General features: G+C 35.3%; 16 protein-coding genes and 2 pseudogenes. 14 read left to right on the top strand and 4 right to left on the bottom strand.

Annotation, left to right across the window (positions count from 1 at the left end; genetic code table 11):
* Positions 1-23: 23 nt before the first annotated feature.
* Genes arsC through arsR form a run of 4 tightly spaced genes read right to left on the bottom strand, consistent with a single transcriptional unit; the run spans position 24 to position 2317 of the window.
* A complete protein-coding gene (gene arsC, locus CN288_RS26840; RefSeq protein ID WP_098303547.1) occupies positions 24-428 on the bottom strand; it encodes an arsenate reductase (thioredoxin) in 405 nt (134 codons plus the stop codon).
* Positions 429-454: 26 nt separating this feature from the next.
* Positions 455-1495: an ACR3 family arsenite efflux transporter gene (gene arsB, locus CN288_RS26835; protein ID WP_098303546.1), complete on the bottom strand. Its 1041-nt coding sequence runs from the start codon at positions 1493-1495 to the stop codon at positions 455-457.
* Positions 1496-1513: 18 nt separating this feature from the next.
* The gene (locus tag CN288_RS26830) at positions 1514-1951 is read right to left on the bottom strand and encodes an ArsI/CadI family heavy metal resistance metalloenzyme (protein WP_098303545.1); all 438 of its coding nucleotides are present in this window, start codon (positions 1949-1951) and stop codon (positions 1514-1516) included.
* A gap of 60 nt (positions 1952-2011) precedes the next feature.
* Positions 2012-2317 carry an arsenical resistance operon transcriptional regulator ArsR gene (gene arsR, locus CN288_RS26825; protein ID WP_003207023.1) on the bottom strand — a complete coding sequence of 102 codons (306 nt, stop codon included), beginning with the start codon at positions 2315-2317 and terminating at the stop codon, positions 2012-2014.
* 235 nt (positions 2318-2552) lie between these two features.
* Here arsR and CN288_RS26820 point away from each other — a divergent pair, with 235 nt between their 5' ends.
* The 14 genes and pseudogenes from CN288_RS26820 to CN288_RS26760 form a co-directional block, all read left to right on the top strand.
* Positions 2553-2816, top strand: a complete 264-nt coding sequence (locus CN288_RS26820) for a hypothetical protein (protein WP_098303544.1) — start codon at positions 2553-2555, stop codon at positions 2814-2816.
* Positions 2817-3134: 318 nt separating this feature from the next.
* The gene (locus CN288_RS29155; protein WP_176527751.1) at positions 3135-3308 is read left to right on the top strand and encodes a hypothetical protein; all 174 of its coding nucleotides are present in this window, start codon (positions 3135-3137) and stop codon (positions 3306-3308) included.
* Positions 3309-3583: 275 nt separating this feature from the next.
* Positions 3584-4168, top strand: a complete 585-nt coding sequence (locus CN288_RS26815) for a stage II sporulation protein M (protein ID WP_255260064.1) — start codon at positions 3584-3586, stop codon at positions 4166-4168.
* A 256-nt stretch (positions 4169-4424) separates the two neighbouring features.
* Positions 4425-4646, top strand: a complete 222-nt coding sequence (locus CN288_RS26810) for a hypothetical protein (RefSeq protein ID WP_098303542.1) — start codon at positions 4425-4427, stop codon at positions 4644-4646.
* A gap of 48 nt (positions 4647-4694) precedes the next feature.
* Positions 4695-5036 (top strand): hypothetical protein, encoded by a 342-nt coding sequence (locus tag CN288_RS26805; RefSeq protein WP_098303541.1) that lies wholly within the window; start codon positions 4695-4697, stop codon positions 5034-5036.
* A 954-nt stretch (positions 5037-5990) separates the two neighbouring features.
* The gene (locus CN288_RS26800) at positions 5991-6626 is read left to right on the top strand and encodes an FMN-dependent NADH-azoreductase (protein WP_026591661.1); all 636 of its coding nucleotides are present in this window, start codon (positions 5991-5993) and stop codon (positions 6624-6626) included.
* Positions 6627-6777: 151 nt separating this feature from the next.
* A complete protein-coding gene (locus tag CN288_RS26795) occupies positions 6778-7614 on the top strand; it encodes an alpha/beta fold hydrolase (RefSeq protein WP_098303540.1) in 837 nt (278 codons plus the stop codon).
* 175 nt (positions 7615-7789) lie between these two features.
* Positions 7790-8347, top strand: a complete 558-nt coding sequence (locus CN288_RS26790; protein ID WP_098303539.1) for an NADPH-dependent FMN reductase — start codon at positions 7790-7792, stop codon at positions 8345-8347.
* Positions 8348-8554: 207 nt separating this feature from the next.
* Positions 8555-9199 carry an isochorismate family cysteine hydrolase YcaC gene (ycaC, locus tag CN288_RS26785; RefSeq protein WP_035414825.1) on the top strand — a complete coding sequence of 215 codons (645 nt, stop codon included), beginning with the start codon at positions 8555-8557 and terminating at the stop codon, positions 9197-9199.
* 198 nt (positions 9200-9397) lie between these two features.
* Complete coding sequence (locus CN288_RS26780; protein WP_018767758.1) at positions 9398-10042, top strand: hydrolase; 645 nt, start codon at positions 9398-9400, stop codon at positions 10040-10042.
* Positions 10039-10632, top strand: coding sequence for an antibiotic biosynthesis monooxygenase (locus tag CN288_RS26775; protein ID WP_026591656.1), 594 nt, complete (start codon positions 10039-10041; stop codon positions 10630-10632). The genes CN288_RS26780 and CN288_RS26775 overlap by 4 nt, the downstream gene beginning before the upstream one ends.
* Positions 10633-10645: 13 nt before the next feature.
* Positions 10646-12481: an amidohydrolase gene (locus CN288_RS26770; RefSeq protein WP_098303538.1), complete on the top strand. Its 1836-nt coding sequence runs from the start codon at positions 10646-10648 to the stop codon at positions 12479-12481.
* Between the two features lie 637 nt (positions 12482-13118).
* Positions 13119-14267 (top strand): annotated as a pseudogene (locus CN288_RS26765) (IS3 family transposase).
* A 38-nt stretch (positions 14268-14305) separates the two neighbouring features.
* A pseudogene (locus CN288_RS26760) lies at positions 14306-14722 on the top strand (transposase); the annotation flags it as partial.

Here is a 14722-nt window from a genome sequence, read left to right as displayed (position 1 = left end):
AAAGCTTTGCAACAGAACCAATATTATTCTCCTGTTTCAGAAAATTTTTTAATACGTGTACCAATTTCATCGCGTACTCTTTGGAATTCGGACCACTCTTTACCTGCTGGATCATCGAATCCCCAATGAACACGATTAACATGTGATGGTGTAGACGGACATACAGAATCCGCATGGCTACAAAGCGTAACCACTAAATCAGCAGTATTTAAAATGTCGGAATCAATAATATCTGATGTTTGATTTGTTATGTCGATATTTACTTCCTTCATAGCTTTAATGGCATTAGGATTCACACCGTGTGCTTCGATTCCTGCGGAATATACATTCCAATTGTCACCTAGGTATTGTTTTCCCCAGGCTTCAGCCATTTGGCTTCGGCATGAATTACCTGTGCATAAAAAGTAGATAGTCTTCTTGTTTTCCATGTTGTTTTCCACCTTTGTTTTTAAATTTATACTAGTTGGTCATTAAAATATTTGCGTTTAAACCAAAAAGCGACATTTACAAGCGCGATCATTACAGGTACCTCGACTAATGGTCCAATGACAGCTGCAAATGCTGCACCCGAATGAATACCAAATACACCAACAGCCACAGCAATTGCTAATTCAAAGTTATTGCTACCTGCCGTAAATGCTAATGTTGTTGTTACTGGATAGTTTGCACCAATTTTTTTCCCCATAAAGAAAGAAACAAAAAACATCACAATAAAATAAATCAATAGCGGAATCGCTATGCGTACTACATCTAATGGTACGCTAATAATCATTTCTCCTTTTAAAGAGAACATAATGATAATCGTAAATAGCAATGCAATTAATGTAATGGGACTAATCTTAGGTATAAACACCCTTTCATACCACATTCTTCCCTTTAACTTCACTAATATAAAACGTGTCAGCATACCCGCTAAGAAAGGAATACCTAAATAGATAAATACTGATTTAGCTACTTCTCCCATTGTGATATCAACAATAGCCCCTTCAATTCCTAACCATTCGGGGATTACTGTTACAAACACATATGCATAAACCGAGAAAAATAACATTTGGAATACCGAGTTAAAAGCCACCAAACCTGCTGCATATTCTTTATCGCCATCAGCAAGATCATTCCAAACAATCACCATTGCAATACAACGTGCTAGACCAATCATAATAAGTCCTACCATATACTCTGGTTTATCAGGGAGAAAAATAATTGCTAGAACAAACATAAGTACAGGTCCAATAATCCAGTTTTGAACCAAAGATAGAACCAGAACTTTTACATCTTTAAATACACGACCCATTTCCTCATAGCGGACCTTCGCTAGTGGTGGGTACATCATTAAAATTAAACCAACAGCAAGTGGTACAGAAGTTGTTCCAACTTGCAATTTATTCAGACCATCTACTACACTAGGAAACACAAATCCTAAACCAATCCCAACAGCCATCGCTAGAAAAATCCACAGTGTTAAATATCGATCTAGAAAAGATAAACGTTTCATTTTATCCTCCTTCTCCTATTAACAACAAGAATTTTTTTCTACTCCGTTAGGAGTTTCACAACAACATGTATCTACTATTTTGTGAACATCACTATCTGCTTTTGTATAAAAGAACTCCCACTCGTTACCATCAGGGTCAGTTACCCAAAACTTATCTTGCACAGCATAACAACAAGTTGTATTCATCTCATCACGTGCAAAGAATCCTTCTTTTTCTAATCTTTCTTTATGAAATGTAATTTCTTCAGCTGTATCCACTTGGAAACCAAAATGATTCACCTGATTCCCATTTACTTCATCTCGTACATTAAGTGTGAAATTTAGACCTGGATTTTCTAATAAGAATTTTGCATAGTCAGCTTTCACTTTAACTGGCGATACACCAAATACCTTTTCATAAAACTCAATAGACTTTTCTAAATTAGTAACATTTATACCAACATGAACATATTTCATAAATAATTCCTCCTTTTTAAATTATATTAATCAATTTTTTTTGATTAATAGCGCAAAAATTTAACAACAGCTACCTTTTCCTGTTTTTCTAAAGATACAGCATAATTCTTCAGATAATAAATTGTTTACTTCAGCATCATTTAAATCATAATAACTCCACGTACCTTTTGTTTCTTTTACAATTAAGCCTGCATCCAACAGGATTTTTAAATGATATGACAATTTAGATTGAGTCATTTCAAAAACCTCTGTTAAATCACATACACAAGTCTGTCCCCGTTGACAAAGTTCATACATAATCTCTAAACGCTTCTGATCAGCCAACGCTTTAAATTTCTTCTCATATTGTTCAAATTGTTTATTCATAATATGCCACCTCCCATTAATCAATTTTTTTTGATGTTTTTATTATATGTGAAATTTCTAGTTTAATAATATTTTTTAAAATTAGGTTTTGATAATTGGATCTAGGGATCCGCCTTTTCTTGCTATCGATAATGTTACGTTATGTTAACTGAATATGTATAAAATATTCATAAGGAAATTTATGGTTAATTAATATAAAATAGATAATGAATAATTCTTTAAAGGAGAAATTAATATGAATTCTTGGCTTATAACAGTACTAATTATTTTTGGCATATTTTATATTGCAGACAGTATAAATCGGGTTACTAAAAGATTAAAGCGAACAGAAGATAAATTGGAACAAATCACCAAACTGATGGGTATTTCAGAGCATGTAATTAATGAAGAGCTTCGTCAGTTAGTTAAAGATGGAGAAAAAATTAAAGCTATTAAGAAGGCACGAGAAGTTTTAGGATTATCATTACTTGAAGCTAAAAATTATATTGATTCTTTATAATATGGATAACTTCCGTTAACAATAATTATGTGAACACAAAAGTCCTCCAGTTAAACAATCTGGAGGACTTTTAATAATCTTCTAAATACATTGAATCCCCATAATGAGACGTTATGTTAACTTCACATGAATATATTATTCAAAAGAAAATTTTGGAATCAATGAAATATGTACCTTTCATATATAGTAAAATTTGTATAGAAGGAAAGAGGGGGGATTACATGAGGGGAACTGTTCAAAAGTATAATTGGCTTGAAAGAAGTTTAAAGAAATGACAGGTATTGATTTACCTTAAACTAGTAAAGGGGTATGGTTTATATGGACATGCAGAAACGGAGAATATTAGTAGCAGGAATCGTTTTAGCAGTAGTGTTAGGGGTAGGTTATTTTTCTACAGACATATTACAGACTTTCTCAATCGTATGTTGTACAGTAGCGATTGTGTTAGGAGTTATAAGTAGTATACAAATGAAACGGCAAAACAAAAAGTAAAGATTTAAAAATTTTATGATACCCCAAAATTTCTCGTTTTGGGGTATTTGTTTTTCTTAGCTTGATGGATGTGGGGTACCGCCACATCACCATCAACCTAAAAAATCAAAATTCTCCCATAACGAAAATTCTACCCATTGTTGACTATTGATAATGACACGCTATGTTAACCGAGCATGAATACGATATACAAGAAAAATTTCTTTACTACCGTATTATTCAGATAGTAAAATTTAGAAAAAGAGGTGAGAGTTATTTCGAATGTAATTAATAAGGTGGTATTTAAAAGAGCTATTAATTTTTTTATATTAGGGGTAGCACTAACAGTTATTGCAACCGTAATAACCTTTATAATCAATCCCGATCTAAAAGAAATACTCGAAGGGATAGGAAATAGACTATCAAGTCAAGTAAAGGAATCAACAGGTATAGAAAAGGTATGGGCATTTATTGTTAATAATGGTTTTATCATACCTTTACAAATGTTTATATTAGCCTTAATTCCAATACAATTTTTATATGTTATACATATAATTTCAACTTCTTCACTTCTTGGGGTTCTTTTTGGAATTGTGTTACAAGCTGATTTTAAAAAAGGTTTTGGGATGATAATTTCTTCTATCCCTCATTACCTTTTTGAAATTTTCGCTTTTTGTTTATTTGCAGCCATTCTTTTTGAATTAAATAAATTTATTAGAATCAAATTAAAAATTATGTTCAAAAAGGATAAAGAAAGAGTATCTCTGAATAAAAAGATTTTAGAAGTAATAAAAATTTATGCTGTTTTAACTTTACCTATAATTATCGTTGCTGCATTCTTAGAAACTTACATAGCTAATATCATACTTGATTTATTTTAGGAACTTTATATGCTTGATGAAGATTGAGATTTACCTAAACATAATACAAACTGTGCTTATAACTTCCAATAACAATAATTACGTGAACACTAAAGTCCTCCAGTTAAACCATCTGGAGGACTTTTAATAGTCTTCTAAATACATTGAATCCCGATAATGTTACGTTATGTTAACCTTACATGTATGGAATATACATCCAATTTTTATGACAAATCACTTCTCCCGAATGATACAATCAAGGAAGAGGAGGGTTATTATGAAGAAACATCGTTTTAGAAATCTATTTTTATGTTTTACAGCTCTTTTAATGTTACCTGCTTGTCAAAAGTACAACGGCAAGTTAGAACAGTGGGGTAGCACTGTTGACACTGTTGATACAGCTAAACTAAAAAGAAATAACATTCCCTATGAAATAAAAGATGATAAAGTATATATTCCCGAAGATGCCTTTAGCGATGCTACACTGTGTTGTACATAAGTAATGACATAAATCCCTTTCTAAACAGAAGAAGGGGTTTGCTGTGTAATGGAAGGAGATTCGATTAGGGTGAGAATAAATGCTTGGAATATCGCTCCATTTATTGTGGCAATTATCGGATTTATATTCAGCCTAAAATTTCAAGATATGGCGTATTGGGGACAAAATGAAACAGGGGTAGTAGGTACATTCAGTATGGCATGGTTTTGGATTGGAGTAGGCTTAACATATGCCTGTACCATTACATCAATTATTCTTGTATTCTTACAGACCAAAAATATACAGTGGGGTACAATGAGCAATGTTTTGAGGTCTATTAATTTACTCATAGTCACTATAACGCTGATTTGGACAACATTTGTTGTCATAGCAGGGTCTTCCGGAATGTAAAAACAACTTCCAAGAACGAATTTTACGTTAACTAGCCCCTCTTGTGGGGGGGCTAGTTGTTTTTTTACAGTAGCAAAGATGAGATTTCACTTTTAGAAACTGTCTTAGCGTATAAAATCTGTGTTTTGTCGGCAGGACTACAAATAGTTCTTTTGACGGTACCCCTATGAGCACTCGGAAGGTTGCTTTTTCTACTACAATAAAAAGACCCCGTTACAAAATGGAGCAAGAAGATGAATAGTGAAGCTATACATTGAATTTAACGCTGATCCTCCAGCGATGCCAAAACGCAAAATCCACTTTTCCTCTTAATAAAATGACATTTTTATTTCTCAATATCTCAACACCAAGCATATGATAATATCAATTTATCGACAGATTGATACCCTCCAAAAACGCAAAAACGAACGCTCTTTTATGATGGTTTGTTTTTGCATATTTGAGTATACAAACCTAAATATAAAAAACACGCTAAATGTATTAGCGTATGTTTTCCGCGTAATGTTGGTGATACCCCATCGACATCAACTTAAGAAATACATTCTTCCCAAAAGGAAAAAAATGAGCCGAGCTCTCATAAATAGCTGTAAAAAGGTGGGATTTTCGTTATGGGGGTATTATGAGATTTTAACTTGATGGGCATGTGGCGATACCCTATCGCCATCAACTTAAGAGATTAATTGATCCCAAAAAAAGTGAGCCGAATTCTCATAAATAACTGTAAAATGGTAAATTTTTTGTTTTGGGGGTGATATAAAATTCTTAAGTTGATGGATGTGTGGCGATACCCCATTTAATAAAACGAGATAGGAGAGTTCGCTAACTTACTTAAAAAAGTAACTATTTTTATTGACAGGAAAATAATGGTTGTGTATTATACTTACATAAGGTAAGTGATTTACTTTTTAGGAGAAAGTCTTTAATTAAAGATATTTACTGAGGGAGGGAATAAAAATGACAAAAGTACTATTTATTACAGCAAATCCAAATTCAGCAGAAGCATCTTTCGGTATGGCAGTAGGGGAAGCATTTATCGAAGCGTATAAAAATGAACATCCACAAGATGAAGTTGTAACAATTGATCTATTTAACACAACTGTACCAGAAATTGATACAGAAGTATTTGCAGCTTGGGGGAAATTCGCAGCAGGTGAAGGCTTTGAAACGTTAAGCGAAAGCCAACAGCAAAAAATTGCAGCAATGAATACAAACTTAGAAACATTTATGAATGCAGGTCGTTATGTATTTGTAACACCAATGTGGAACTTTAGCTATCCGCCAGTAGTAAAAGCATACTTAGATAACCTATCCATCGCAGGTAAAACATTTAAATATACTGAAAATGGTCCAGTTGGATTATTAGAAGATAAAAAAGCACTTCACATTCAAGCTACAGGTGGCATTTACTCTGAAGGAGCATATGCAGTAATGGACTTTGGTCGTCAACACTTAAATGCTGTATTAGGATTTATGGGTGTATCTGATACAGAATATCTTGCAGTTGAAGGAATGAATGCAAACCCTGAAAAAGCACAAGAAATTAAAGAGGCAGCAATTGCAAATGCACGTGAAGTAGCAAAACGTTTCTAATATAGAAAACTCAAAAATGTCCAACTGGTTCTGTTTTATTAGCTTTAGGTACAGGTATCATCATTGACTTTATTTATAAATAGGTTACGAGATTCATCCGGATTATTGACGAAAAATACATGTAATCAGAATATTTTTTGGAGGTAGAAGAATGGCAAAAATTACTGTAGGAACCGAAAATCAAACACCCATTGAACTATATTATGAGGATCATGGTACAGGGAAGCCAGTAGTATTAATTCACGGTTGGCCATTAAGTAGCCGATCTTGGGAATACCAAGTTCCTGCTCTCGTTGAGGCTGGATACAGAGTCATAACTTATGACCGTCGAGGGTTCGGGAACTCTTCTCAGCCATGGAATGGTTATGATTATGATACATTTACTACTGATTTACATCTGTTACTAGAGCATTTGGATCTCCAAAATGTGACACTGGTCGGATTTTCAATGGGGGGTGGAGAAGTAGCTCGCTATATCGGAAACTATGGCACAAATAGAGTAGAGAAGGCTGTATTTGCAGGAGCTGTACCACCATTTCTTTACAAGTCAGCAGATCATCCTGAGGGAGTATTAGATGATGCAGCAATTCAAGGATTTGAAAATGGAGTAAAAAATGATCGCCTAGCATTTCTTGATGAGTTTACGAGAGGATTTTTTGCTGCTGGAGATAGAACTGACTTAGTCAGTGAACCATTCCGGCTTTACAATAGAGATATTGCAGCGGGTGCATCGCCTAAAGGAACACTAGATTGTATCACTGCTTTCAGCAAAACGGACTTCAGAGGAGATTTAGCCATGTTTAATATACCTACCCTTGTTATTCATGGTGATTCAGATGCAACAGTTCCATTTGAATATAGTGGGAAGCTAACACATGAAGCAATTCCTAATTCTAAGGTAGCTTTAATAAAGGGTGGTCCACATGGGCTCAATGCAACACATGCCAAAGAATTTAATGAAGCACTGCTATCATTTTTAGAAGACTGATTACAAATGAATAAATGTTAACTGATAGATTAGGGGGCATTTTAGGTTCTGTTGCAAAGTTTGAAAAAAGCATAAACAGATTGGTAAATGAGGAACAATGGCTAGGCGTAAAACTACTTCTACCAATTTGGTATATAATGGTATAATAGGTTTACCTTATAAAAGGAGGGAATATATGACTAAAACCATAGGCCTTATTTGTGGTAGTTTACGAAAAAACTCTTATAATCGAATCATTGCTCAATCATTAACAGGGATGGATGATTCCCATCAATTTCATTGGATCGAGATAAATGATCTACCTTTGTTCAATGAAGACTTAGAAATAAGTGTTCCAGAAACAGTGACATCCTTTAAATCTGCTATCCAGGACGTTGACGGTATCATTATTGTAAGTCCAGAGTACAATTCTGGAATTCCTGGCGTATTAAAGAATGCATTGGACTGGGCATCAAGACCTCGGGAATCTGCTGTTCTTAGCAGAAAGCCGGTTGGTTTAATTGGTGCAACTCCTGGGGGATTAGGCACTGTTTATGCTCAAATGCAAATCAGAGAAATACTAGAAGCCATGCAAGCTCATGTTCTTCCATTTCAAAAAGTGCTGATTTCCCAAGTACATGAAAAGATTGATTCCGATCAGAAAGTGCTTACTGACGAACAAACAAAACGTTATCTTCAGCGTTATTTACAACAATTTGTAAATTGGATAGATAAAACCACTATTTTAGATTAATAAAAGGAGATTGAGTATTTAAAAAAAATAGTCTAATATTATCTTTCAGATTTTTAAGAAAATTATCGATGTGTCATAAGTTTATGGATTAATTAATATTAACGATCAATTTATTTATAAACTAATCGTAACAAACGAAGAAATTTATGATAATATTCCACTTTTAAAACTTTCTTCGATTACTTAATTTTTTAGGAGGAATACATAATGTCTGATCTCTATTCTCGTATTAACAAAGATGACGCTGTTGTTCTGTTAGTGGATCATCAAACTGGTCTTATGTCCGGACTAGTACGTGACTATGGTGTTGATGAATTCAAGAACAATGTTTTAGCTCTCGCTCAAACTGCTAAGTTTTTTGATTTACCAGTTATTTTAACAACAAGCTTTGAACATGGACCTAACGGACCTTTAATGCAAGAATTGGTTGATCTCTTTCCTCACGCACCAAAAATAGCTCGACCTGGACAAATTAACGCATGGGATAATGATGATTTTGTAAAAGCAATCGAAGAAACTGGAAAAAAACAACTCATCATCGCGGGCGTAGTTACAGATGTTTGCGTTGCTTTCCCGGCACTTTCTGCTATAAAAGCTGGGTATGAAGTATTTGCTGTTACTGATGCTTCAGGAACTTTTAGTAAACAAGTTGCAGATGCTGCCAATACTCGTATGGCACATAGTGGCGTGCAGCTTATGAACTGGTTTAGTGTAGCTTGCGAATTACAACGCGATTGGCGCAACGATGTCGAAGGTTTTGGCAATTTGCTTGCTAGTAATCTTCCAGGCTATCAAAATATAATTGGAAGCTACATGGGAGCTCAGCGAGATCTTAGTAAACAAAATGCATAAATGTATTCCAAAGAAATAGCTTTAAATCACTTTTTAAAAAGTGGGTAGTATAAATTTAGCGCTGATTAAATCAGCGCTCTCTTTTAAATTAAAAAGTATAGCAAAGCTTTTATTTTTACGATTACAGTCTTAATTAACAGAAAATAAATTAGTTTCAAAAAATTAATTTGAAACAATTAAAAAAAGGAGCGTTTTATTATGAGTAATTTAGAATTGTTAAATCCGGAGAACAGTGCATTAATTTTGATTGATTTTCAGCCTCAAATGACTTTTGGAGTTGCAAGTATTGACAGACAAACATTGATTAATAACGTTATGCTGCTTGCTAAATCAGCAAAAACTTTTAACGTACCTACTATTCTTACTACAGTTGAAACACGCAGCTTTTCTGGTTATTTTTGGCCACAAATTCTTGACATATTCCCAAACCATGAAATTATAGAACGTAGTTCAATGAACTCTTGGGAAGATCCAAAATTTGTTGAGGCAGTTAAAGCAACAGGTAGAAAGAAATTAATATTTGCAGCACTTTGGACTGAAGTTTGCCTTGCATTCCCTGTGCTTGAAGCAATTAAAGCTGGCTATGAGGTTTATGCAGTTGATGATGCTTCAGGTGGTACTAGTTTGACAGCACATAACGCTGCTATGCGTCGTGTAGAACAAGCTGGTGCAATTCCAGTGACAGCAATCCAAGTTTTACTTGAATACCAACGTGACTGGGCACGCAAAGACACTTATGATGCTGTTATGGAAATTGTGAAAGAACACACTGGCGCTTATGGTCAAGGCGTAGAATACGCATATACTATGGTGCATGGCGCGCTTCCAAGCAGGAAATTATGAACCAAGAAAGAGTGACTGTCGGAGAAACTCATACAGGGAACACAATGGATGTTAGCGGTCCAGTAACAACGATTGTTACATGGGAAATTCAAGAAGGTAAAGAAAAACAATTTGAAACATGGAGACATGAAATCGAAGCTGCCGCTACTAAATTCCCAGGGCATTTAGGCGTAAATTTAATAGTCCCCAATAACGGATCCAGAGAGTATACTGTTATTTTTCGCTTTGATACGTATGAGCATCTACGTTCTTGGCAAGAATCAGATATTCGTCGAGATTTGTTAAAAAAAGCAGAACAATTTCAAGCAACTAATCCAACTTACAAAACTGAAAACAGTTTGGCTTATTGGTTTGTTACTCCGAAAACGCCAGTTCCACCGCCAAAATGGAAAATGTCTATTGTTACTGTTCTTGGTGTATGGCCTATTAGTATGTTGGTGCCTAAAGTAATAGGACCTATTATAAAAAATATGAATCCTATTATATCAGCTTTTTTTGTTTCTATATGTATAGTTTCCTTGCTATCATGGGTAGTCATGCCGATTCTCGGTAAAATATTTCATCCATGGTTACAGAATAATAGGAAGTAGATGAGGTGTAAACATGAATTTGCCGGATATGATCTTATATAACGGAAAAATCACTACCCTTGACCCATCTCAACCTGAGGTATCAGCTATCGCCATAACTGATGGCTTAGTCACGGCAGTAGGTGGAGATGAGCTTCTTGATAGTGTCACAGAAAAAACCAAAAAAATAGATCTTAAAAGAAAGAGAGCTATTCCGGGTTTGAATGACTCTCATATACACGTTATTCGTGGTGGTCTACATTATAATATGGAATTGCGTTGGGAAGGTGTACCATCACTTGCTATTGCTCTGGAAATGCTTAGAGAGCAGGCAAGACGTACACCTGCTCCTCAGTGGGTAAGAGTAGTTGGAGGTTGGTCTGAATTTCAATTTAAAGAGCGAAGGATGCCAACTTTGGAAGAGATTAATGCTGTTTCTGAAGACACACCTGTCTTTGTGCTACATCTTTACGATAGAGCACTTGTAAATCGTGCAGGGCTGCGTGCACTGGGATACACAAAAGATACCCCAGACCCTCCGGGCTGTTTAATTGACCGGGATAAACGAGGTAATCCAACGGGTCTTTTGATTGCTAATCCTAATGCTTCTATTCTTTATTCAAGTTTGGGTAGAGCTCCAGTACTTAATTTTGACGACCAGATTAACTCAACTCGCCATTTTATGCGCGAATTAAATAGATTAGGTATCACAAGTGCCATTGACGCAGGTGGTGGATTCCAAAATTATCCTGATGATTACAAAGTTGTTGAACATTTAGCCGAGAAAGAACAATTAACTTTGCGTATTGCGTATAATCTATTTACGCAAAATCCAAATCATGAATATGAAGACTTTGCTTCATGGGCAAAAATTGTTTCTCCGGGTCAAGGAAATGATAAGTATAAAATGAATGGTGCCGGGGAAATGTTAGTATTCTCGGCAGCCGATTTTGAAAAATTTCAAATGCCGCGGCCCGAACTAGCTACGGTGATGGAAGCTGACTTAAAGAAAGTAATTTCTCTATTGGTGGAAAACCGTTGGCCATTCCGTTTACATGCAACTTATGACGAGTCAATAACACGTTTCTTAAATGTTTTTGAGGAAGTCAACAGAGAAATTCCTTTCAATGGTCTACGCTGGTGGTTTGACCATGCAGAAACAATCTCAGATCGTAGTATGGAACGTGTTAAGGCTTTAAATGGCGGTATTGCCATCCAAGATCGCATGGCTTTCCAAGGTGAATACTTTGTTGATTTATACGGAAAAGAAGCTGCAAAACGTACTCCCCCGATTTATCGTATGCTAGACCTGGGTATACCTGTTGGCGCCGGTAGTGATGCAACCAGGGTTTCCAGCTATAACCCTTGGATTGCTCTTTATTGGATGGTTGCCGGAAAAACCATTGGTGGTCTTTCGATATACGATGAAAAGAATAAACTTGACAGAAAAGTAGCCCTGGAACTATATTCCAAAGGAAGTGCATGGTTCTCTGGTGATGAAGGTAAAAAGGGAACCCTTGCAGTAGGTCAGTTTGCTGATATTGCTGTATTGTCTGCTGACTACTTTACTGTACCAGAAGAAGAAATCAAAGACCTTGAATCATTACTCACCATTATGGGTGGTCAGGTTGTTTATGGGAATGATGAATTTAAAAATTTATCACCTGAATTGCCGCCAGCATCACCTGATTGGGCACCGACGGGAGTTTATGGTTATGGTGGTGCTAACCTAGCCCACAATATACTTTCTCACGATGCCCATGATCACAAGTTACATAGTTGCAGTAACCCTCTCCATCAACACACTCATACCGTAATAGGAAAAGATGGAACTAAATGGGGTATTGGTTGTACTTGCTTTGCTTTCTAAGTCAGAACCACCGGTCTAATGCCGGTGGTTTTCTTTCTACAATAAGGGTTTGGGGCCCAGGACGGACCCAAATAGTAATGGTATTAAGATCATGATGATAATATGGGGGTACAGCCGGATGTCCATCAACTTAAGAAATGAATTGTTCCCCAAAACGAAAAAAATGAGCTGAACTCGCATAAATAGCTGTAAAAAGGTCAAATTTTCGTTATGGGGGTATTATGAGATTTTAACTTGATGGGCATGGGGTAGCACCAACATTTCGCGGATTTCGTACGTTAAGGAATTTCTAAGTTGAAAAATTTGGTTTTACCATACGTTAAAAAGGTTCCATAAACGATATTTAATGTTTGTTACGGCACTTTGTTTTTGGTAATGAGTTTTGGAACGTTTTTTTGACCATATTTCTGTTAGCTTTATTAGAACTCAATAAAGTTCCTTAAACGACCGTTTTCGGTTCTTGTAAAAAAATAATAAAGTTGTTTCATTTTCGGATAGCGAATAATTAATATTAGTAAATCTCCGTTTCTTTAAACAATTTATTTTACATATTCCAAGGGTTAATATAGAGTTAGTATAGTCATATGGACACAACTTAGTTAAGTCCTTACAATGGGTTTCAAGGAGAAGTGTCCGTATGACAAACAAGAAATTTAATGAAGAGTTTAAAAAAATGGTTGTTGAATTATATCGTTCAGGACAACCTCTCAAACAATTAAGCGGCGAGTATGGCGTATCAGAGGTAACCATTTATAAATGGATTAAAATATATTCTCCTATCACATCAGTTGATGAAGATGAAATAACACTAGAAGATCTAAAACGAATGAAAAAAGAAATGCTTCGTTTAAAAGAAGAAAATGAAATATTAAAAAAAGCTATGGCCATATTCGCGAGAAAATAGAAGATACAGAATTACATCAATTTATTGATTATCAAAAAGAAACGCACTCTGTTCATATGATGTGCCAAACTCTTGGGATAGAGAGAAATTCTTACTACCAATCTCAGCATAAAACAGAGTCAAAGCGTAGCCGTGAAAATAAAGAATTAACCAAAAAAATCAAACAAATTCATCAAGATAGCAAGGAACGTTACGGTGCACCAAAGATTCATCAAACACTGTTAAAGCAAGGCGTACAAGTAAGCATAAAGCGTGTACAACGGCTCATGAAAAAAGAAAATGTTCGTTCTATTATCTTAAAAAAATACAAACCACATTCATCAAAATCAACTGTAGAAGAACGGACAAATCTATTAGAACAGGACTTCTCTACAACAACAATAAATGAAAAGTGGGTAGCGGATATTACCTATATTCACACGCAAAAAGATGGTTGGTGTTACCTTGCATCTGTGATGGATTTGTATTCTAAAAAAATTGTTGGATATTCATTTTCACGAAATATGACAACAACTCTTGTGGTAAAAGCGTTAGAAAACGCTTACTATACACAGAAACCACCAGAAGATCTCATTCTACATACTGACTTAGGAACTCAATATACAAGTCAGGAATTTCAAACCTTACACCTTACTCGCGAGTTTTAAAATCAAACTTTCTTTCAGTAAGAAAGGTTGTCCGTATGAAAACGCTTGTATCGAGTCGTTTCATGCCATTTTAAAGAAAGAAGAAGTATATCGTACAAAATATTTCACATTTGAACAAGCAAACTTAGCATTATTTCAATACATCGAGGAGTGGTATAACCGAAAGAGAATTCATAGTAGCATTGGTTATAAAACTCCCCCAGCAATAGAAGATCTGGCTAAAAAAATAGCTTAGATTTGACTTTTTGTGTTCAAAATATTGACTCAAATCCAGAATTTGTATGGCTCAAAGAAGTGGACAGCACGGCTCTTCAATCTTCTCTTCACAACCTCGCTGACTCGTATTCACGATTCTTCAACAAACAAAACAAAGCACCTCAGTTTAAGTCGAAAAACAATAAAGTCCAATCCTATACAACGAAGCACACAAATGGGAACATCGCGATTGTGGGGAAGAAAATAAAGTTACCGAAACTTGGCCTTGTCACGTTTGCCAAAAGTCGTGAGGTAGAAGGACGTATTTTGAGCGCTACTGTCAGAAGGAATCCAAGTGAAACATATTTTGTCTCGTCGTATAAAAGGAGGAGCGAACTGGCATAAACAGCGAATCAAAGTGGCTCGTATACATGAACGAAGCACAAATGCAAGAACCGATTACTTGCAAAAACTCTCTACGATGATCATCAAAAA

Origin of the sequence: Bacillus sp. AFS023182 (assembly GCF_002560575.1) — a bacterium.
Classification (GTDB): domain Bacteria; phylum Bacillota; class Bacilli; order Bacillales; family Bacillaceae_G; genus Bacillus_A; species Bacillus_A arachidis.
The sequence above is the reverse complement of the archived record's forward strand: the minus strand, read 5'-3'. Positions and strand labels throughout refer to the sequence as shown.